This window comes from Streptococcus peroris ATCC 700780 (genome assembly GCF_000187585.1).
Lineage (GTDB): Bacteria > Bacillota > Bacilli > Lactobacillales > Streptococcaceae > Streptococcus > Streptococcus peroris.
Window position 1 is genome coordinate 971,518 of sequence record NZ_GL732463.1, and the last position, 19,038, is coordinate 990,555.

General features: G+C 40.7%; 22 protein-coding genes. 4 read left to right on the forward strand and 18 right to left on the reverse strand.

Going from position 1 to position 19,038, the window contains the following annotated elements; genetic code table 11:
* Window positions 1-68 precede the first annotated feature (68 nt).
* From HMPREF9180_RS06740 to HMPREF9180_RS06760, 5 genes are all read right to left on the reverse strand, one after another.
* Complete coding sequence (locus HMPREF9180_RS06740; RefSeq protein ID WP_006145766.1) at window positions 69-458, reverse strand: cytidine deaminase; 390 nt, start codon at window positions 456-458, stop codon at window positions 69-71.
* Window positions 445-1,107, reverse strand: coding sequence for a deoxyribose-phosphate aldolase (gene deoC, locus HMPREF9180_RS06745; RefSeq protein WP_006145767.1), 663 nt, complete (start codon window positions 1,105-1,107; stop codon window positions 445-447). The genes HMPREF9180_RS06740 and deoC overlap by 14 nt, the downstream gene beginning before the upstream one ends.
* Before the next feature lie 17 nt (window positions 1,108-1,124).
* Window positions 1,125-2,408 (reverse strand): pyrimidine-nucleoside phosphorylase, encoded by a 1,284-nt coding sequence (locus HMPREF9180_RS06750; RefSeq protein WP_006145768.1) that lies wholly within the window; start codon window positions 2,406-2,408, stop codon window positions 1,125-1,127.
* Entirely contained in the window at window positions 2,405-2,995 is a 591-nt protein-coding gene (locus tag HMPREF9180_RS06755; protein ID WP_006145769.1) for a class I SAM-dependent methyltransferase, read from the reverse strand. Before HMPREF9180_RS06755 ends, HMPREF9180_RS06750 begins: the two co-directional genes overlap by 4 nt.
* A 107-nt stretch (window positions 2,996-3,102) precedes the next feature.
* Window positions 3,103-3,381: a hypothetical protein gene (locus tag HMPREF9180_RS06760; RefSeq protein WP_025168702.1), complete on the reverse strand. Its 279-nt coding sequence runs from the start codon at window positions 3,379-3,381 to the stop codon at window positions 3,103-3,105.
* Between the two features lie 123 nt (window positions 3,382-3,504).
* Between HMPREF9180_RS06760 and coaA the strand changes: the two genes are divergently transcribed.
* The 3 genes from coaA to HMPREF9180_RS06775 all read left to right on the forward strand — a co-directional run bounded on the left by coaA (window position 3,505) and on the right by HMPREF9180_RS06775 (window position 5,310).
* The gene (gene coaA, locus HMPREF9180_RS06765) at window positions 3,505-4,425 is read left to right on the forward strand and encodes a type I pantothenate kinase (RefSeq protein ID WP_006145771.1); all 921 of its coding nucleotides are present in this window, start codon (window positions 3,505-3,507) and stop codon (window positions 4,423-4,425) included.
* Window positions 4,426-4,477: 52 nt separating this feature from the next.
* A complete protein-coding gene (rpsT, locus tag HMPREF9180_RS06770; protein ID WP_006145772.1) occupies window positions 4,478-4,726 on the forward strand; it encodes a 30S ribosomal protein S20 in 249 nt (82 codons plus the stop codon).
* 65 nt (window positions 4,727-4,791) lie between these two features.
* The gene (locus HMPREF9180_RS06775) at window positions 4,792-5,310 is read left to right on the forward strand and encodes a DNA topology modulation protein (RefSeq protein ID WP_006145773.1); all 519 of its coding nucleotides are present in this window, start codon (window positions 4,792-4,794) and stop codon (window positions 5,308-5,310) included.
* Between the two features lie 85 nt (window positions 5,311-5,395).
* Here the strand turns inward: HMPREF9180_RS06775 and deoD are convergent, their stop codons facing one another.
* The 8 genes from deoD to HMPREF9180_RS06815 all read right to left on the reverse strand — a co-directional run bounded on the left by deoD (window position 5,396) and on the right by HMPREF9180_RS06815 (window position 12,506).
* Window positions 5,396-6,106, reverse strand: a complete 711-nt coding sequence (gene deoD, locus HMPREF9180_RS06780) for a purine-nucleoside phosphorylase (RefSeq protein ID WP_006145774.1) — start codon at window positions 6,104-6,106, stop codon at window positions 5,396-5,398.
* A 140-nt stretch (window positions 6,107-6,246) separates the two neighbouring features.
* The gene (locus tag HMPREF9180_RS06785; RefSeq protein WP_006145775.1) at window positions 6,247-6,957 is read right to left on the reverse strand and encodes a glutamine amidotransferase-related protein; all 711 of its coding nucleotides are present in this window, start codon (window positions 6,955-6,957) and stop codon (window positions 6,247-6,249) included.
* Window positions 6,954-8,189, reverse strand: coding sequence for a chloride channel protein (locus HMPREF9180_RS06790; RefSeq protein ID WP_006145776.1), 1,236 nt, complete (start codon window positions 8,187-8,189; stop codon window positions 6,954-6,956). Before HMPREF9180_RS06790 ends, HMPREF9180_RS06785 begins: the two co-directional genes overlap by 4 nt.
* 4 nt (window positions 8,190-8,193) lie before the next feature.
* The gene (locus HMPREF9180_RS06795) at window positions 8,194-9,003 is read right to left on the reverse strand and encodes a purine-nucleoside phosphorylase (RefSeq protein WP_006145777.1); all 810 of its coding nucleotides are present in this window, start codon (window positions 9,001-9,003) and stop codon (window positions 8,194-8,196) included.
* Window positions 9,004-9,015: 12 nt separating this feature from the next.
* Complete coding sequence (locus HMPREF9180_RS06800; protein WP_006145778.1) at window positions 9,016-9,561, reverse strand: DUF1697 domain-containing protein; 546 nt, start codon at window positions 9,559-9,561, stop codon at window positions 9,016-9,018.
* 1 nt (window position 9,562) lies between these two features.
* Window positions 9,563-10,774 carry a phosphopentomutase gene (locus tag HMPREF9180_RS06805; protein ID WP_006145779.1) on the reverse strand — a complete coding sequence of 404 codons (1,212 nt, stop codon included), beginning with the start codon at window positions 10,772-10,774 and terminating at the stop codon, window positions 9,563-9,565.
* Between the two features lie 12 nt (window positions 10,775-10,786).
* A complete protein-coding gene (rpiA, locus tag HMPREF9180_RS06810; protein ID WP_006145780.1) occupies window positions 10,787-11,473 on the reverse strand; it encodes a ribose-5-phosphate isomerase RpiA in 687 nt (228 codons plus the stop codon).
* Between the two features lie 103 nt (window positions 11,474-11,576).
* Window positions 11,577-12,506: a peptidase U32 family protein gene (locus HMPREF9180_RS06815; protein ID WP_006145781.1), complete on the reverse strand. Its 930-nt coding sequence runs from the start codon at window positions 12,504-12,506 to the stop codon at window positions 11,577-11,579.
* Between the two features lie 140 nt (window positions 12,507-12,646).
* Between HMPREF9180_RS06815 and HMPREF9180_RS06820 the strand changes: the two genes are divergently transcribed.
* Entirely contained in the window at window positions 12,647-12,922 is a 276-nt protein-coding gene (locus HMPREF9180_RS06820; RefSeq protein ID WP_006145782.1) for a DUF3270 family protein, read from the forward strand.
* A 28-nt stretch (window positions 12,923-12,950) separates the two neighbouring features.
* Here HMPREF9180_RS06820 and HMPREF9180_RS06825 read toward each other — a convergent pair whose 3' ends face one another.
* From HMPREF9180_RS06825 to HMPREF9180_RS06845, 5 genes are all read right to left on the reverse strand, one after another.
* On the reverse strand, window positions 12,951-14,285 hold the full coding sequence (locus HMPREF9180_RS06825; RefSeq protein WP_006145783.1) for a sensor histidine kinase: 1,335 nt from the start codon (window positions 14,283-14,285) through the stop codon (window positions 12,951-12,953).
* A complete protein-coding gene (locus tag HMPREF9180_RS06830) occupies window positions 14,275-14,949 on the reverse strand; it encodes a response regulator transcription factor (RefSeq protein ID WP_006145784.1) in 675 nt (224 codons plus the stop codon). Before HMPREF9180_RS06830 ends, HMPREF9180_RS06825 begins: the two co-directional genes overlap by 11 nt.
* A 115-nt stretch (window positions 14,950-15,064) precedes the next feature.
* The gene (locus HMPREF9180_RS06835; protein ID WP_025168704.1) at window positions 15,065-17,611 is read right to left on the reverse strand and encodes a M1 family metallopeptidase; all 2,547 of its coding nucleotides are present in this window, start codon (window positions 17,609-17,611) and stop codon (window positions 15,065-15,067) included.
* Between the two features lie 125 nt (window positions 17,612-17,736).
* Window positions 17,737-18,177, reverse strand: a complete 441-nt coding sequence (locus tag HMPREF9180_RS06840) for an ASCH domain-containing protein (RefSeq protein ID WP_006145786.1) — start codon at window positions 18,175-18,177, stop codon at window positions 17,737-17,739.
* On the reverse strand, window positions 18,119-19,021 hold the full coding sequence (locus tag HMPREF9180_RS06845) for a putative PEP-binding protein (protein WP_025168705.1): 903 nt from the start codon (window positions 19,019-19,021) through the stop codon (window positions 18,119-18,121). Before HMPREF9180_RS06845 ends, HMPREF9180_RS06840 begins: the two co-directional genes overlap by 59 nt.
* Window positions 19,022-19,038: the final 17 nt, after the last annotated feature.

A 19,038-nucleotide genomic window follows, 5' to 3' on the forward strand; every position in this document is an offset into this window, starting at 1 on the left:
GCGCAACTAGGTTGCAAGTATGGATTGATAGGTCACTAGGACCCTTGTCACTATAACAGTGACACAGACTAATGCAAGTCTGTAAAAGAATATGGAAGTAATTCCCCGACCGTCATCTCGACCGTCGTTTTATCTTTGGCGACTAAAGTCACCTTTAGATCAGGTTTAAAAAATTCGACCATAACCTGTCGACAAGCACCACAAGGTGAAATAGGTCTCTCAGTTTCCCCATAGACAATCAATTCTGAAAAGTCTCGTTGTCCTTCAGAAACAGCCTTAAAGATAGCAGTTCTTTCGCCACAGTTAGTCAGAGAAAAGCTAGCATTTTCAATGTTTACCCCCGTATAAATGCTTCCGTCATTGGCTACGAGAACAGCACCAATTGGAAAATGTGAATAGGGAACATAGGCCTGCTTACTAGTCTCAATCGCTAAATCAATCAACTCAGTAGTCGCCATCTGCTAACTCCCCTTTTAAGATTGCTACACCAGAAGATGTTCCAATACGAGTAGCTCCAGCTTCAACAAAGGCAACTGCATCTGCATAAGAACGAGCTCCACCAGCTGCTTTGACTCCCATATCAGGACCAACTGTATGGCGCATTAACTGAACATCGGGAAGGGTTGCACCACCTGTTGAAAAGCCTGTTGACGTCTTGACAAAGTCTGCTCCTGCTTTCTGAGCTAGCTGACAAGCTAGAACTTTTTCTTCATCAGTTAACAAACAAGCCTCGATAATAACCTTAACCAATTTGTCTCCACTTGCTTCAACAACAGCTTGAATGTCTGTCTCAACTAATGCAAGATTTCCTGATTTGAGTGCACCAACGTTGATAACCATATCAATTTCGTCAGCACCATTTTGGATGGCTTCTTTGGTTTCAAAGGCTTTGACAGCTGATGTGGTCGCCCCAAGAGGAAAGCCAACTACTGTACAAACTTTTACATCTGTATCATCAAGACCAGCTTTTACATGAGAAACCCAGCAAGGATTCACACAAACACTGGCAAAATCGTATTCCCTAGCTTCAGATAGCAAACGATCGATTTGTTGTTCGGTCGCATCTTGCTTTAAAAGCGTATGATCAATGTATTTATTTAACTTCATTTCGAATCTTCCTTAAATCAGGAGATAATTTCAATAATTTCTCGTGTTTTTATCACTTTGTCACTTATTTTAATTTTAACATATTTTTGGAAATCTGTAACTAATTCAGGTGAAATTTTGCCATTCGCATATACTTTTGCAACAGTCTCACCCTTTTTGACTGAATCTCCAACTTTCTTCTCGAAAACAATCCCTGTCTCATAGTCCAATGCATCTGTTTTGACAGCACGACCAGCACCTAATCTCATAGCAAAAAGACCAAACTCCATGGCTGGAAGTGCCTCTATAATACCATCCTCCTTAGCGAGAATTTCAACTACATGGTCAACTTTTACTGGACGATAGAGGTCTTCTAGGTCACCACCTTGAGCAAGAATCATCTCCTCGAATTTTTTGAGTGCCTGACCATTTTCAAGGTGTTGCTTCACTTCCTCAATTGTTTTTTCAACATTTGCTAAAGACAGCATAATCTTTGCCAATTCGCAGATAAAGTGACTGATATCTTCACGTCCTTTTCCTTGAAGTATATCTATAGCTTCTAGAATTTCCAAGCGATTTCCAATGGCACGTCCCAAGGGTTGACTCATGTCTGTAATCACTGCAACCGTCTTACGACCAACAGCCTTACCAAGACTTACCATGGTTTGAGCTAATTCGCGCGCCTCGTCAACCGTCTTCATAAAAGCACCTTCACCGACTGTTACATCCAGCAAAATAGCATCGGCTCCAGCTGCAATCTTTTTACTCATGACAGAACTAGCAATCAATGAAATGGTATCAACTGTTGCTGTCACATCACGAAGGGCATATAGAAGTTTATCCGCTTTGACAAGTTGGTCAGATTGACCAATAACCGAAACCCCGATATCCTGAACTTGTTTGATAAAGTCATCCTGACTGCGTTCGACTTGAAATCCTTTGATGGATTCTAATTTATCAATTGTTCCACCCGTGTGTCCCAAACCTCTACCACTCATCTTTGCAACTGGTACGTCAAAACTAGCTACCAAGGGTGCTAGGATTAAAGTTACCTTGTCACCAACACCACCCGTAGAGTGTTTATCAACCTTCACACCATTTATAGCAGACAAATCAAACTCTTGACCCGTCTTCACCATATTCATCGTTAAGTCAGAAATCTCTCTCGTAGTCATGCCTTTAAAATAAACAGCCATAGCAAAAGCTGACATCTGGTAGTCAGGAACAGTTCCTGCAACATAACCTTCAACCAACCATTGGATTTCATTGGAACTGAGTACTTGCCCGTCTCTTTTTTTCTGGATTAGGTCTACTGCTCTCATTCTTTCACACTTCTGAGGATATAATATCCCTTATCTTTCTTTACAACTTCGCAATTACCAAAGACTTCTTCCATCTTGTTTTTAGCGCTGGGAGCACCCTGCTTTTTTTGAATAACGATGGTTAAATCTCCACCATAAACAAGATAAATAATGCTTTTCTCGATAATTTCATGGACGACTTGCTTGCCAGCACGAATAGGCGGATTCGAAATGACATGGTCAAATTGTCCTTCTACCTGGTCATAAATATTGGACTGGAAGATAGTCGCTTGAACATTGTTTTTTACTGCATTTTGCTGAGCTAAATCCAGAGCACGATTGTTGATATCAACCATAGTCGCTTGGACACCATAAGCTTTAACCAAAGACAAGCCTATTGGACCGTAGCCACAACCAACATCAAGGATTTTTTCTCCTTTGTCGATATCTAGACATCTTAACAATAACTGACTTCCAAAATCAATCATTTTTTTGCTGAAGACACCTGCGTCTGTCAAAAAGGTCATCTTTTGTCCAAGTAGCTCCACTCTTAATTCGTGAACATCATGGACAGCATCTGGATTTTCCGCGTAATACATTTTACTCATAGTTTCATTTTACCACATAAATAAGATAATTGTAAATCGTTTGCATAACAACAAAATCAATCCCTTACCATCGATTTATTGAAAAATAATATAAGTTTCCTAACCCCTTAGGGGCCAAGCAAGTAAGAGCCCAATGCCATAGTGATAGCAAAGGAAAAAATACAGGCTAGACCAAACAAGAAAAGCCACCATTTTCTTGTTAAAATGGCGAGTATCAAGTACATAAAACCAATAATTGGTAGCAAGAATAACAAGACAAAGGCAGACCAACTATAGGTTTGGCTTCCTAAACTCAGAGAAAACTCAATCAAAGTCGGAGATACCCACAAAATCACAACCAGTAAGATACTAAGTTTTAGAATTTTATCACACACTACTAGTCTCATAACATCACCTCATTTGATGGTTATACTACTTATATTTTAACAAAGGAAGCGTTTTTCCTCAAATGATTCAGATGTCTTTCTTTGTAAATTATGGTATACTGAGGTATCAAAAGAGGATTTTTTATGACCAACGAATTTTTACATTTTGAAAAGATTAGCCGAAAAACATGGCAATCCTTACATCGCAAGTCCACACCACCACTAACAGAGGAAGAACTGGATTCTATCAAGAGTTTTAATGACCAGATTAGTCTTCAAGACGTGACTGATATTTATCTACCACTAGCTCATCTGATCCAAATTTATAAACGTTCCAAGGAAGATCTCGCCTTTTCAAAAGGGATTTTCCTCCAAAGAGAGAGCAAAAGACAACCCTTTATTATTGGTATTTCAGGTAGTGTAGCTGTTGGAAAATCCACTACAAGTCGACTATTGCAAATCTTGCTTTCTCGTATTTTCCCAGAAGCAAGTGTTGAACTGGTCACTACGGATGGTTTTCTATATTCTAATAACCATCTGATAGAACGCGACATCCTCAATCGGAAAGGTTTCCCAGAAAGTTATGATATGGAGGCTCTGTTAAACTTTCTCGACCAACTAAAAAACGGTCAAGATGTAGAAATTCCTGTATATTCCCACGAAATCTATGATATTGTCACTAATCAAAAGCAACGAGTCAAGGCGGCTGATTTTGTTATTGTTGAAGGAATTAATGTTTTCCAAAACCCACAAAACGAACGCCTCTATATTACTGACTTTTTTGATTTCTCTATCTATGTTGATGCCGCAGTCGAGGATATTGAGAGCTGGTATTTGGACCGCTTTTTGAAACTTCTTAGCTTTGCACAAGATGATCCTAGCAGTTATTACTATCGTTTTACACAATTACCACTGAATGAGGTAAAAGACTTTGCCCATCAAGTCTGGACAAGTATTAATTTAACCAATCTTCAAAACTACATCGAACCGACCAGAAATCGGGCTGAAGTCATTCTTCATAAATCTAAGAATCACGAAATTGATGAAATTTACTTAAAAAAATAATTTCCCCTTGTCAAAACGTAAGTTTTCAGATATAATGGTATAGTTAGTAAATATGGAGGTAAGAACATTGGCAAACATTAAATCAGCTATCAAACGCGCTGAATTGAACGTTAAACAAAACGAAAAAAACTCAGCTCAAAAATCAGCTATGCGTTCTGCTATTAAAGCATTTGAAGCAAATCCATCTGAAGAACTTTTCCGTGCTGCTAGCTCAGCTATCGATAAAGCAGAAACTAAAGGTTTGATTCACAAAAATAAAGCAAGCCGTGATAAAGCTCGCCTTGCAACTAAACTTGGTTAATCAAAAACAAGATACAAAATGAGCTCTTCGGAGCTTTTTTTGTACGAATTTTTTAGGAGGACATCATGAAAATAACCATTATCGGATACTCTGGAGCAGGTAAGTCAACTCTAGCAGAAAACTTGTCTCGCTACTACTCCATTCCCAAACTTCATATGGACACACTTCAATTTCAGCCAGGCTGGGTAGACAGTGACCGCAATTGGATGTTAAATAAGATGAAAAATTTCCTCACCGAACATTCCGATTGGGTGATTGATGGTAATTATTCATGGTGTTATTACGAGGAAAGAATGAAAGAAGCAGATCAAATCATCTTCCTCAATTTTTCTCGGTGGAATTGTTTGCTAAGAGCCTTTAAGCGCTATTTAAAATACAAAGGGAAAGTCAGAGAAAGTATAGCCGCAGGTTGTCCTGAGCGTTTTGACTGGGAGTTTATTCGATGGATTCTCTGGGATGGACGAACAAAAAATGCTAAGGAAAGATACCAACACCTAAACAATACTTACCCAGAAAAGATGCACATTCTCCATTCTCAAGCAGAGATTAATTGTTTCTTGCAATCTCTTAAAAATAGACGATAGGGTAGTATTTCATTAAGGTCAGCATGGGCTGAATGACTAAAAAAGGAAGATTTTCATTCAGAAAATCTTCCTTTTGTGTTTCCTTTTATTCAGCAATTAAGGTTTCTAGGCCAACCTTCATCATATCGGTGAAGGTGTTTTGACGTTCTTCAGCTGTAGTATCTTCATCTGGATTGACCAAGCTATCAGAAATGGTCATGATAGCAAGGGCATCCACATGGTGTTGAGCAGCAAGGTAGTAGAGAGCTGCTGCTTCCATTTCTACAGCTTTCACACCCCATTTACCGAGTTCAATATTCTTTTCAAAGTAATTTGAATAGAAGACATCAGAAGATAGGACATTGCCGACGTGAGTGGTCATACCAAGACCTTTGGCAATGTGGTAGGCTTTATCCAAGAGATCAAAGCTAGCAATTTGTGGAAAATCGTATTGAGGCCAGTCGTTGCGGATGATGTTTGAGTTGGTTGCAGCTGCTTGAGCCAAGACCAATTCACGGACATGGACGTCTTCATTTAAAGAACCAGCCGTTCCGACGCGGATCAATTTCTTCACACCGTAGTCGACAATTAATTCACGCGCATAGATGGAGATGGATGGCATTCCCATCCCAGTTCCCATGACAGAAACACGGTGACCTTTGTAAGTTCCTGTGTAACCAAACATGTTCCGGACTTCGTTAAAGCATACAGCATCTTCAAGGAAATTCTCAGCGATAAACTTCGCACGAAGAGGATCCCCAGGAAGAAGAATTTTATCAGCAATTTCACCCTGCTGAGCAGCAATATGGATAGACATAGTTTATGATACAAAGAGCGACCAGAAAGCGACTGAAAATTAGGAATCTGACGAGAAATCTTGATTTCTCAGTCAGATTATCTATTTTCCGAGCTTTCCGCTCGTGTTCAAATCAGAACACACGCTCTACCTTTCTATTTTTATTTTGTTAATGAATCCAAAAATGCGTACAATTTTGCATTCATTTCTTGATAATCATAAGCACGAATAGCTTCAGGTTTTTGGACAAAGGTCAGTTCTTGACTTTGTTCTTCCAAGACATCTTCACCGTCTGCAGCAATCAAGAGATCGACCGCTTCTGGATCAAACTCCAAGTGGGCTTGGAAGGCATAGTGTTTAGGACTGAAGCGAATAATCTGACGTGGGCAACCTTGACTGGTTGCAAGGACAACAGCATCATTCGTCAATCCCGGCATATCACCATGCCAATGTCCTGAATCAAAGTTTGCACCAAGCAAGCTGGCATGCGGATCTGCTAATCCTTCAGGAGTTAAATCCACTGGATAAACCCCAACCTCACGCTCTGGGCTATGCTCATACCTCGCGCCATAAGCAACAGACAAGAGCTGAGCACCCAGACAGACCCCAACGATGTAGCGATCCGCCTGCATGGCTTTTTGAATCAATTCAATCTCAGCTTGCGGATCATAGTAAGGAAAAGTTGCGCGATCCTCATCAGGCGATTGCGGTCCTCCCATAACAATCAAAAAATCAATCTCATCCATTGTCTCAGGTAGCGCTTCTCGCTCGTAGACCTTGGTCATGGTCACTTGATGACCACGATCCTGCGCCCACTTGAGATAAGCACCCGGTACTTCAAAAGTTTCGTGCAAGACAAAATGCACTCTCATCGTTTATTCTCCCATCTATTTTGAATCATATAAGACACACCAGCAGCTAGTGCCAGCGGTAGAATCAAGGCCCAGCTCTGGCCTGTAAAACCAAGGCTTAGGGCAATGCCTGTCAATGGAGCCTGTAGGGTCGTTCCTAAAAAGACCGTCGCTCCAAGTAGCATTCCTAGAGCAGGATCTAGGTGAATGCCAACGACTGTCAAGAGCAAAGTCGCTAAGTAGCCAGATCCAATCCCCAAGGCAAATGACGGTGTCAAAGTCCCTCCGTATGCCCCATTTCGTAAGAGGAGATAGACCAGGAGCCCTTTCACGGCCAAAGTCAAGGCTAGATTAGAAAATGGCTGGCCTGATAAGAGGGCTTGGGCTAGAACCTGGCCATTTCCCATAAAAATCGGATAAAAGGACACAATGGCTGCTAACACCATAAAAGCTACAGGCAGAGCCCAAAGAATGGTTCCATCCTTCCGCCGTTTGCGACTAGCCCGATTCGCTAGAAAACGAAAGGCCAGTGCCAAGGGAGTAACCAATAGAGCCACTATGACAGCCTGGAATAAACTACTGGCTGACCAATGAACTGGCGACATATGATAAATAGCACCATGACCAACGATTGGCTGGGCCACCCAAGTCGCCAAATAAGTACTGGACAAGACCAGTACAAAATTTTTCCAGTGATAGGCCAACCCTAGGGTCTCAAAGACAAACAAGCTACTGGCAAAGGGAACCTGATAGACCGCAGCTAAACCGGCTCCAGCTCCACAGGCAATCAATACTCTTCGTTCTTTGATAGCTAAGGAAAAAGCTTTGCCCAAATGACCAGCTAGAAGAGCCCCAACCTCTCGTGGGGCTCCTTCTTTTCCGACCGAAGCACCGGCCCCGACAATCGCAACCTGCATACTTGCATGAAGGAGGTGGGCTAAGGGCGCTGGTTCCCTGTCTCCAGCCAAGTCAATTTGCTTGCGAATAGACAGGATTTTATGGCGGCTCTGCAGGACATACCAGAAACCTGCTGCCAGGACCCCTGTCACACACAGGACTAAGAACCTACGAAGCGCTCCCGCTTCTTGAAATTGCTGGAGCAGATCAGCCCGATTTTGACCAAAAGCTAGTCTTTGCACGCCTTCTAATAAATAATGACAGGCTATTCCGACTAGACCCGTCCCTATTCCCAATGATAAAGTGGCTAACAGCAGGCGCCATCCGTAGGGTAGGCTTTGGAGTCGTTCTTTCATAGGATTAGAGTTCAGCAAGAATCGCTTTTAGCAAGCCTTTGAAGTCGCCTTTGACGCGCTCAGTCACTTCTACCACTTCTTCGTGGTTGAGCTCTTCTTGGAAACCAGCCGCAAAGTTGGTAATGCATGAAATACCAAGGACTTTCAAACCAGAGTGAGCTGCGATGATGACTTCAGGAACAGTTGACATACCAACAGCATCTGCTCCAAGCGTCTTATAAGCACGGATTTCAGCTGGAGTTTCATAAGTTGGGCCAGTCACTCCTATATAAACTCCATCATCTAATTTGATGCCTAATTTGTCAGCGACTTTATGAGCAGTCTCGCGGTATTCAGGAGTGTAAGCTTTCGACATATCTGGGAAACGTGGACCAAAATCATCCAAGTTTTCACCGATCAATGGGTTTTGACCAGTCATGTTAATGTGGTCAGTAATAGCCATCAAAGTACCCGGACCAAAGCCGATACCACCGGCAGCATTGGTGACAAGAACCCCTTCACATCCCAAGACCTTCATGACACGAACTGGGAAAGTCACCACTTCTAGTGGATTTCCTTCGTAGAAGTGGAAACGTCCTTGAAGGGCCAAAACCTTGCGTCCAGCAAGCTCACCGTAGACCAATTTACCAGCGTGTCCGACAACTGTCGAACGACCCCAGTTTGGAATTTCAGAGTAGTCTACTACGACTGGATTTTCGATTTCTTCAGCTAATTCACCCAAACCTGAACCAAGAATCAAACCGAACTCAGGAGCTTCGATTCCTTTGCCCTTCAAAAATGCTGCTGTTTCATTGATTTTTGCTAATAATGTCATTGTGTATCTCCTTTATGATTTCCTTAAAAATTGGCCAATTTTGTCAAATGTATTGGCATTGCGAATGGTCAAAAGACGGTAATCCGGCATCTTGAGGACTTGTCTGTGGTAAGCGGTCTTTGTATAGGTCTCTTCTGAGTATTTACCCCAGTAGATTCCTAGATTTCCACGATGGATGATTTCATCACCGAGCGAAAAAGAAGAAACCAGCCCCCAGACAGCATCCTGATCGAGGCCTTCTGTGTAAAAGAGAACATCCTTGCGGGCCAGATCCTCCTGCCACCAGGCTGGTAGAGCAGCGAGATCTAGTGCATAGTCCTCAGCTGAAAAGAGAGAAAAAGACTGGATAAAGGGATAGTGATCACGAAAGAAAGGTCCCAGCAAATCTACCAATTCTGCTTTAGAACCAGCAGATTCAAAGAAGATATTGCCACTATTGATGTAGGTCTCTACCCCATCCAACCCGATCGCTTGAAGCTCCTCTCGAAGCTCCGCCATCACGACCTTGTTTTTCCCGCCAACATTAATGCCTCTAACGAGTAGAGCGTAGCGAATCATCTTAAACCAATTTATCTAAGAAACTTTCACCAATCATGGCAGTTTCAACTCCAAAGTTCTCTGCAATGGTCGCAGAGATATCAGAAAAGTGGCCAACTGGAAGCACACCGTTACCCTTGAAGGATGGGCTATAAGCCAAGAATGGGATGTATTCACGCGTATGGTCTGTACCAGCGTAGGTTGGGTCATTACCATGGTCAGCCGTAATCATTAAGAGGTCATCTTCACGCATGGCAGCGATGATTTCTGGCAAGCGCTCGTCAAACTCATGCAAGCAATCGCGGTAACCATGGGCATTGCGACGGTGTCCGTAAAGAGCATCAAAGTCTACCAAGTTGGTAAATGAGAAGCCTTCTTGGAACTCAGGAAGTCCCATGGTCTTAATCAAGGTATCCATACCGTGGCTATTGGATTTGTTGTGGCCCATATCATGGTTGATACCAGCACCGTTGAAGATATCGTTAATCTTACCAACTGCATATGTATCAATACCTGCTTCATTCAATTTGTCCAAAACAGTTGGAGCAAATGGAGATACAGCCAAGTCACGACGGTTAGCCGTACGAGTGAAGTTTCCAGGCTCACCAACATAAGGACGAGCAATGATACGTCCTAGAAGAGCTGGGCGCTCAAGGGTAATTGAACGAGCGTATTCACAGATACGGTAGAGTTCATCCAAAGGAATGATATCTTCGTGAGCTGCTATTTGAAGAACTGGGTCAGCTGATGTATAGATAATCAACTCGCCAGTTTCCATTTGGCGTGGTCCAAAGTCATCAATGACTGCTGTTCCTGAGTATGGTTTGTTGGCTTCACGAATAACCTTACGTCCTGAAAATTCTTCAATCTTCGTAATAATTTCTTCTGGGAAACCATTCCAGAAAGTGTCAAAAGGTTCGGTGATGTTGAGTCCCATAATTTCCCAGTGACCAGTCATGGTGTCTTTCCCAAGAGAAACTTCTTGCAATTTTGTTGCATAACCAGTTGGATTGCTTTCAGCAGGAACCGTCTTCAATGGCACTTCACGAGGAATGTTTCCAAGCCCAATCTTCGCCATGTTTGGTACATTCAAACCGACGGTTTTTGAAATATGTCCAAGTGTATCAGATGCTCCATCAGGAACTCCTGCATTGACAAAGTTATTAGCATCTGGTGCCGCACCGATTCCTACGGAATCCAAAACCACCAAGTGAATACGATTAAATTTAGACATAAATGCCTCCTTCTATTTCTTTTCTTTTTTTGAAGTTAAAATCTGAATACCATTTTGACCTGCTACGATAACCTTGTCTACCATTTGGTTAAACAAGCCGTGCTCAACGACACCAACCTCATGGTCTAACTCTTTCCCAAAACCGATTGGATCTTCAATCACTTTCAAGTCTAAATCAATGATAAAGTTTTGCATATCTGTCACAAAACGTTGGCCAGCTTTTTCACGGAAGCTCGGTTTATAACCAGCTCGCTCAAAACGACGAAAAACTTGTTCTGCACCATACTGAATCACTTCTACAGGTAATTTAAAAGCCCCTAGTTTTTCGACTAGTTTGCTTTCATCAACAACCCAGATGTATTCTTTGGACGGAGTTGCTACAACTTTCTCCATGAGAAGTGCACCACCACCACCTTTGATACCATTGTACTGGCCATCGACTTCATCCGCACCATCTACAGTTACATCAACTTCATTGACTTCATCAATAGATTTTAGCGAAATATTTAGGCCTTCAGCCTGTTTACTGGTCGAACTCGAAGTCGTTACAGCTGTAATCTGCAGGCCTTCTTCCTTGATGCGACGACCTATTTCTTCCACAAAATAGTAGGCAGTGGAGCCTGTTCCAAGTCCGACAACCATCCCATCCTTGACAAACTCAGCCGCCTTGATACCTGCCAGTTTTTTCAGATTTTCCACTTATATACCTCCAAATAGAGCTTCTTTTATTATATCATGAATACGCTTCAAATTCATCCAAATATTGGAAAAACCCGAACATTTTATTTCGGGCTTAATCTTTTTATTTTACCATATCAGGGTCGTAGTCATAAAATCCGGTATCAAGAAATCGATTTTTAGGGTGTAATTTGTGGACTTCCTCATCCAACATAAAGGCCTGGTCATGTGTAAAGTGACCTTCTTGAATCAAGTTACGCGCTTGGATAAAGAGTTTTGCTATTTCTACGAAGTTTTGTCCTGGAGTGTAGAGACCTTCCAGTTTCCAGTGAGTAAATCCATGTTCTATCAATTCTGTCAACTTGGTCATCAAATCAAGGTCATTGTTGGCGAAGATATGTGTCCCGTGATTATCCTCAAAAATAGAGTAATGACTCTCTGGGTCACTCGGTTCTGCTAAAAACAAATCACGTTGACGTGTTTTTTCATCATGAATATGAGTAAAATTATAGTAATTTTGCAATAGAGGTCTCTTAGAATGGTGGATGACACTAGCACCGTATACCAAGACCTCAGCAGGAATTTCTAAAATTTCAGGCATTTTGAAAAGTTCTGCAGATGGGATTTCACGCGCCAAAACAGCTTCAGAAGCTCCTGCCTTTTGACCCCAGAAATTAATCTGACGACTACTTGTGACCATGGTTGAAGCGTCATAAATCGTTTTAAAACTATAACCATCACGGTTAACCACATAAAAAACACCTGCATCCCCAACAGTAATGTAATCTGTTTTTATTTCTTCCAAAAAATCAAGGAAAGGCTTAATACGATCCATCTTATCTTGATGCATGAGTGCATTAACCGCTACGACTAACGTTTTACCTGCATCATGAACCAAATTAGCAATGGTTCTCAGTTCTTCATAACTAAAGGTCTTTGGCAAACGAAGACCAAAATCTTTCTCACCGACATAAATGCGGTCGACACCAGCTTGGAGTAGCTGTTTTACTTGTTCAATACTTTCAGCAGTTGCTGTAATAATAATCTTTTCCATAGGTAAGATTATACCATATTTCAAAAAAATCAGCTATTCTTGAGAAATGAAAAGGTATTTTATGCAATTTGTAACAATCCTGTAACAATTCTCTCTTCAAAAAAATGATAAAATAGTAATGTATTGTTAAGGAGAGAAACATGCCCGCAAGAAAACTGCACCCGTATGAGTTAGAACAAGAAAGAATTAAAACTACTCAGTTTCAAGATTATGTTACGGAGAATACTTCTGTTGCTAGTGTAAAAGAAGTTCTATTTTTTGTAAACATTGCTTGTTTCTGTGTGTTTTTAGCAATCTTTAGTTTTATGTTCTTATCGCTAAAATTAAATACTGTTTTATCCTTTGCTTTAGCAATTGGACTCAGTATGATCGTTTTGCAACTTCAACGAACGATTATCAAGAAAAAATTCAAATAAAAAAACCTTTGATTACTCGAAGGTTTTTTTATTTATTTTTACGTTTAGATGGAGTCTGAATTGCTATCTTGACTTCAAAAATAGTTCCGTAAGGTTTGTTGTCTTTAACACTAATGCTACCTTTAAGTGCATCGGCGATTTGCTTGGCTAAAGACAGACCTAAACCGAAACCGCCCTTTTGGCGTGTCCTGGCTTTATCAACGCGATAAAATCGATCGAAAATTTTCTTTTTATCTACTGCAGAAATACCGATTCCATTATCTGCTACCGTTAGATAGAGACTGCGTTCTGTCGTTGAAATCTCAAAATAAATATCTCCTTCTTCTTCTGTATACTTGACAGCATTGTCAAATAGAATGGTCATCAATTGCTTGAGGAGAAGTTTATCAGTAATAATGGTTCGATGAATACGATTCTCGAAACGAAAAACACGATTATTCTCGGATGCAATCATTTCAAAGTTGGTAAAGGTTGCGTTAAAGAAGTCTGGTTCTACTTCTGCAAGTTCAGGTTTAATTCCATCATCTCTACGTGCTAGATTGAGAAGATTCGTGGTTAGAAACCTCATATTTCTGACTTCTTCCAGACTTGAAGCAATGCTCTCGCTTGACTCCATAATGGTAGCTTCTGGTTTTCTAAAAAGAGTTTCCAGACGATTTTGCAGAACAGCTAAAGGAGTACGTAGCTCATGACTAGCATTTTCCACAAAACTCTTCTGTTTTTGAATGCTTTCCATTAAAGGTTTAACACTGACACGTGCAAGATAGAGACTAGCTAAGATAGATAGAATCCAAAAGCTCGCCATAACTACCACAATTAGCTGTTCGTGATTTTGGCTAATCTGTTCTAGCTGACTCGTATTTATCAGGACAGCAGCATACTTAATGTTAGTCGAAACTGAATCAATGTTCATCTCTGTCAAAACAGCACGGTAAACCTCATCTTGGCCATAGCTATTTATTACATGAAGCTGGCGTATATGGTTTAAATCCTTTTTATTGAATGTTATTTTATCTAACCCTAAAAAGCGGTTCCCAGTCACCAATTGATTGAGGTTCGAATCCAACAAAATAACTTCCGTATTGGAACTGATTGTAACCTTTTTGTCCGAATTCGAAGTGACATCTCCTCCGTTTATATCCTTTAGGTTTTCTGATGCACGATTTACTGCTAATTGAATAACATTCTGAGGATTATTACTAAGTGCTAAAAGCTTCTCATCCACTGACGTATAAAGACTGGAGTGCATAACTTGGAGAATAATCAAGGTCATAGCAGAGAAAATCAGCGTGAATACTCCAAAGTTTCGGATAAAGTAGCTGAAATCTTCTGCATACCAATTATTTTTAATTTTATTGAACATGTTTTAAAATATACCCAACACTTCTTAAGGTTTGGAGGTTTTCAGCAAAGTCTGATCCCTTTAATTTCTTACGGACTTTTGAAACGTAAACTTCAACAACCGATATAGTGGTATCACTGTCAAATCCCCACAAACGATCAAAAATTTGGGTCTTAGGTAAAATAACATTTTGATTTTGGAGGAAATAAACTAATAATTCAAATTCTTTTCCGAGTAGCTCCACCACCGTGCCGTCAACTCGAACTTCATTGGTAGAAAGATTGACAGTCAAATCACCATAGGAAAGAGTATTTTCATTAAACTTACCTGAACGTTTGAGAAGAGCTTGAATCCGCATCTTGAGCTCTTCCAAGTAGAAAGGCTTAGTCAGATAATCATCCGCACCGAGTTCAAATCCGTGTCCCTTATCATCAATACTTTCCTTGGCAGTCATGATGAGAACCGGTGTCGATACTCCCTTCTCACGTAATTCTTTCAAGACTTGGAAACCATTTTTTTCGGGCAACATCAAGTCTAAAAGAATCAAGTCATAAACGCCACTCTCTGCTTCGTAAAGACCTTCTTCTCCATCAAAAACCTGCATGACATCCGCAAAATCATCTAAAAAATCAAATACAGAATTTGATAGGCTTAAGTCATCTTCCACTAATAGAATCTTGATCATCAACAATTCCTCCTTGTTAAGACTATTATAGCAAAATTATCTTAAAAAAAACTCAACTTTCCTTGATTTACAAGGAGAAAGTTGAGTTTTACTTTTCTTTTATAGAATCAATCTATTATGCCATCGCATATTGAGCAATAACAGCTTCAACTGCTGCTTTTTCACGGTTAATCAAGTCTACGCGAGCTGCGATTTCCTTGATACCCATACCAATATTACGGCTCAAAGCAAGGTCAGATAATTGTGGTTCAAAGAAGGCCTTGTATTCAGCTAAACGTTCAGCTGTTTTAAAAGTACGTGCTGGAATAATCACAAAGCTATCAAAGCTCATGTCTCCACCAAGAGCGGCTTTAATCCATTCCCAATTGTCACGCGCCCAAGTCCAAACAGTTTCTTGAGTTGCTTCATGGCCTAAGAATTGAAGATACCAAGCAGAAAGGTCTTGAGGTTTCACCACAAATTTATCCTTCCAAGTTGCAATCAACATTTGGATATTGGCTTCATCAGTACTGTAAGCCAAGGCTGCTGCTAATTGACGTTTAAAGACAGCATCAGTCGCATGTGTGTATAGTTCAAGGTAAGTTTCTACGAGTTCTTTACTTTCATGATGTTTGATTTCATTGATCAAAATCTGAGCTCGTGTCGCTGCTGGAAGGCTTGTAAGATTTTCCTTATGAGCTGCGAAAATTTGGCTCGTTGCTTGACTAGCTCCTTCGTCATTTGAACGAATCATCATTGATACAGCCATTTGACGAACCAACTCATCCTCATCTGCTTCACCTACTTTTGCTTCCAATCCTAGGCGTTCATAATTGTGACGGGATAATTTGGCAACAAGAGCTTTGAAATCATGCTCAGTTTGAGTGCCTTCGTCGATAAAGCGTTCAAGAGCAACAATCACTTGAGCAACTGCTGATACTACAAGATAAGATTCTTCCTTAGCAAGTTGATCCACTACTGGAAGCAAATCTGCGTAAGAAACCTGACCTGCTTCAGCTAACAAGCGACGTTCTTGGACGATTTGAAGCTTACTTGTATTATCTAGTTTAGATAAATCCGCTAGGACTGCATCAAGCAATTCACCTTGGTAATCTGTAATATAATGAGCAGTATTTTCAGTGTTAAGACGAAGAGCTGTTTTGTTTTCAGCAAGCAAAGCTGCGTAACCAGGAATTTCGATACTTTCAGTTTCAAGTGTATCTGGCAAGCCTTTCCAGTTACTGTTAAGAGGTACTACCCAGAGACGATTCTTGTCTTCATGCTCACCGATGAAGAATTGTTTTTGTGAAATCTTCAAGACATCATTCTCAACTTTGACAGTGAGAACTGGATAACCAGGTTGTTCCAACCAAGAATCCATAAAGGCAGCAACATCACGACCTGATGCTTGACCAAGAGCATTCCAAAGGTCACGACCAATGGTATTGCTATACTGATGTTTTTCAAAGTAAGCATGCAAGCCTTTGGCAAAATCAGCATCTCCTAACCAGCGACGAAGCATATGCATGAGACGGCTACCTTTGGCATAGACAATCGCACCGTCAAAGAGCGTATTGATTTCATCAGGATGCTTCACTTCAACGTGAACTGATTGAACACCATCTGTTGCATCACGTTTAAGAGCAGCTGGTACGCCACCTGTTTGGAAATCTTCAAAGATGTTCCAGCTTGGTTCAATCGCATTTACACAGACGTATTCCATCATATTGGCAAAGCTTTCATTGAGCCAAAGGTCATCCCACCATCTCATGGTTACAAGGTTACCAAACCATTGGTGAGCCAATTCGTGTGCTACAACAAGAGCAACTTGTTGGCGGCTAGCAACTGATGAATTTTCATCTACAATTAAGCAAACTTCGCGGTAGGTTACGAGACCCCAGTTTTCCATAGCTCCAGCAGAGAAGTCTGGAATTGCGATATGAAGAGATTGTGGAATTGGATATTTAACCCCATAATAATCTTCATAAAATTCGATGGCACGAACAGCGATATCCAAAGAAAAATCAAGGTTTGTTAGTGGATGCGCCTTGGTAGAGTATACTCCTACAAGCGTGCCATTTTTAGTGTGGGCAGTCACGCCTTGCAAATCACCTGCTACAAAAGCAAGCAAGTAAGAAGACATACGAGGGGTTGTTGCAAACTTCCAGATACCTGTTTCCTTGCGGTTGTCTACTTCGATTTCAGGCATATTTGACAAGGCTAACTCACCTTCAGCTTGGTCAAAACGAAGAGATAGATCAAAGGTTGCTTTTGCTTCTGGTTCATCCACACATGGGAAAGCTTCGCGAGCAAAATGGCTCTCAAACTGAGTTGATAAAACTTCTTTCTTTTCACCATCAAGAGTGTAGTACGATGGGTAAATACCAGTCATATTGTCTGTAATCTTCCCAGAAAAAGCAAGGGTCAACTCCACTTGACCAGCTTCAGCGAGTTCGATATGAAGGGCTTCATTCTCGTGATCAACTGTAAAAGGACGAGCTTGACCTGCTACTTCTACAGAAGCAATTTCCAAATTCTTTTGGTGAAGAGAAATTTTGTCGCTCTTAGCGTGCCCAGAGATTGTAACCTTACCTGAGAAAGTCTTTGACTCACGACTCAAATCTAAAAACAAATCATAATGTTCAGGTACAAATTGATGAATAAAATGTTCAACTGCTTGCATCATTTTCTCCTATTCTATATTTCAGAGCTCATTGGCTCTTCTTTCAAACAATCCTATTTTATCATATTTTGAGCTAGAAAGAAGGTTTGGGACGGTTTTTGCCCAATTTTCTTTCTAATTTTTAACTATAAGGGATAAACCTTGCGAAATTCTTCTAAAACCACCTTGCTGTCAGGTGTAAAAGTCAGTCCTGCTTCTCCTAACCAGTCTTTGAAAAAGACTTCATGAACCTGACGCCAATAGGCTAAAGATTTGTCTCCCTCACCTTCCTTATAGGCATGATCAGCTGACACTTGATGGAAGGGCTGAACAGAAACCTTGGTAATTTCGATAATGCAGACAGCTTGATCTTGACTGTCTAAAACAACATCAAAGGACCCTTCTTGTGGCAGGGGGTCGTTATCAACTGCATAAAGATCATAGGCTGATGCAGTTGCCGTTTTTTCACCTTTTAGAACCAAGTCAGCTAAGAGATCGGCTTCTACTCCAAAAGCCCAGGCATCGATTTCATCTCCGATCAAGGGATTGATTTTTTTGTAGGCATTCCACATTTCTTGAGGTGTCATGGGTTCTCCTTCGTAATTTTTTACTTTCTTCTTTTATATGTTTAAGATGGTCTGGATGGTCAATTTCTAAATCAAAAATCTCTGGAATAGAGCTGTAATGGAGAATACATTCGATACCGATCTGATTCATTTTTTGTATGAAAGAAGTATTCAGATAGCCTGCTACAGCGAAATCTATCTTTTTCATCCTTGCTTTATCCTGCATCTGTCTCAGCATTTCTAACATAATGGGACTTTCCATATCATGCCATTGACTGTTTCTTACAGTCGCAAAAATAAAAGAAGTTAAATCATTCATTCCAACTACAATCTTTGAAATGCCCGTTTCCAGTATCCTGTCCAAGTCGAAATAAGCTGATGGTAATTCAATCATCGTGCCAACCTTCCCAGTAAAACCATACTGACGCAATACTGTAATAGTTTGTTTTAATTGTTCGGCACCATTGACAAAAGGAAAAATAACAGACAGATTGGGATTAGTTTGAAAAACTTCTGTAACAACATTTGCCTCAGCCTGAAATTCATCTGGACACGCCAACAAACGCCTGATACCTCTGTATCCAAATAAGGGGTGGCGTTCGTCAAAATACTCTTTAGTCCCGTCTAGAATATTTGCTTCTGCATTTGTTAACTCTGAAAAGCGATACCAGACTTCTTCATCTGAGTACAAATGACAAATAGTGTCTAGATAATCTTTCACAAATTGCTGACAATTTGGTAATAGTATGTTTTGGTTTAGTTCTCTCAACAAGTATTCCCCACGAATCAAGCCGACGTGGTGCAATAAATGGGGATAAACTTTTTCAACAATTTTTTCGCCACTAAGAGCTAGTTGATTTTGCATGTTCATTCACCTCGTCT

Coding starts and splice junctions, on each gene's coding strand:
- HMPREF9180_RS06835 (WP_025168704.1), bottom strand. CDS start 17,611: ATGCAAGCAGTTGAACATTTTATTCATCAATTTGTACCTGAACATTAT.
- rpsT (WP_006145772.1), top strand. CDS start 4,478: ATGGAGGTAAGAACATTGGCAAACATTAAATCAGCTATCAAACGCGCT.
- HMPREF9180_RS06755 (WP_006145769.1), bottom strand. CDS start 2,995: ATGAGTAAAATGTATTACGCGGAAAATCCAGATGCTGTCCATGATGTT.
- HMPREF9180_RS06750 (WP_006145768.1), bottom strand. CDS start 2,408: ATGAGAGCAGTAGACCTAATCCAGAAAAAAAGAGACGGGCAAGTACTC.
- HMPREF9180_RS06785 (WP_006145775.1), bottom strand. CDS start 6,957: ATGAGAGTGCATTTTGTCTTGCACGAAACTTTTGAAGTACCGGGTGCT.
- HMPREF9180_RS06830 (WP_006145784.1), bottom strand. CDS start 14,949: ATGATCAAGATTCTATTAGTGGAAGATGACTTAAGCCTATCAAATTCT.
- HMPREF9180_RS06820 (WP_006145782.1), top strand. CDS start 12,647: ATGCCCGCAAGAAAACTGCACCCGTATGAGTTAGAACAAGAAAGAATT.
- HMPREF9180_RS06845 (WP_025168705.1), bottom strand. CDS start 19,021: ATGCAAAATCAACTAGCTCTTAGTGGCGAAAAAATTGTTGAAAAAGTT.
- HMPREF9180_RS06775 (WP_006145773.1), top strand. CDS start 4,792: ATGAAAATAACCATTATCGGATACTCTGGAGCAGGTAAGTCAACTCTA.
- HMPREF9180_RS06805 (WP_006145779.1), bottom strand. CDS start 10,774: ATGTCTAAATTTAATCGTATTCACTTGGTGGTTTTGGATTCCGTAGGA.
- HMPREF9180_RS06840 (WP_006145786.1), bottom strand. CDS start 18,177: ATGACACCTCAAGAAATGTGGAATGCCTACAAAAAAATCAATCCCTTG.
- deoC (WP_006145767.1), bottom strand. CDS start 1,107: ATGAAGTTAAATAAATACATTGATCATACGCTTTTAAAGCAAGATGCG.
- HMPREF9180_RS06790 (WP_006145776.1), bottom strand. CDS start 8,189: ATGAAAGAACGACTCCAAAGCCTACCCTACGGATGGCGCCTGCTGTTA.
- HMPREF9180_RS06740 (WP_006145766.1), bottom strand. CDS start 458: ATGGCGACTACTGAGTTGATTGATTTAGCGATTGAGACTAGTAAGCAG.
- HMPREF9180_RS06815 (WP_006145781.1), bottom strand. CDS start 12,506: ATGGAAAAGATTATTATTACAGCAACTGCTGAAAGTATTGAACAAGTA.
- HMPREF9180_RS06760 (WP_025168702.1), bottom strand. CDS start 3,381: ATGAGACTAGTAGTGTGTGATAAAATTCTAAAACTTAGTATCTTACTG.
- HMPREF9180_RS06800 (WP_006145778.1), bottom strand. CDS start 9,561: ATGATTCGCTACGCTCTACTCGTTAGAGGCATTAATGTTGGCGGGAAA.
- HMPREF9180_RS06825 (WP_006145783.1), bottom strand. CDS start 14,285: ATGTTCAATAAAATTAAAAATAATTGGTATGCAGAAGATTTCAGCTAC.
- deoD (WP_006145774.1), bottom strand. CDS start 6,106: ATGTCTATCCATATTGCTGCTCAGCAGGGTGAAATTGCTGATAAAATT.
- HMPREF9180_RS06795 (WP_006145777.1), bottom strand. CDS start 9,003: ATGACATTATTAGCAAAAATCAATGAAACAGCAGCATTTTTGAAGGGC.
- coaA (WP_006145771.1), top strand. CDS start 3,505: ATGACCAACGAATTTTTACATTTTGAAAAGATTAGCCGAAAAACATGG.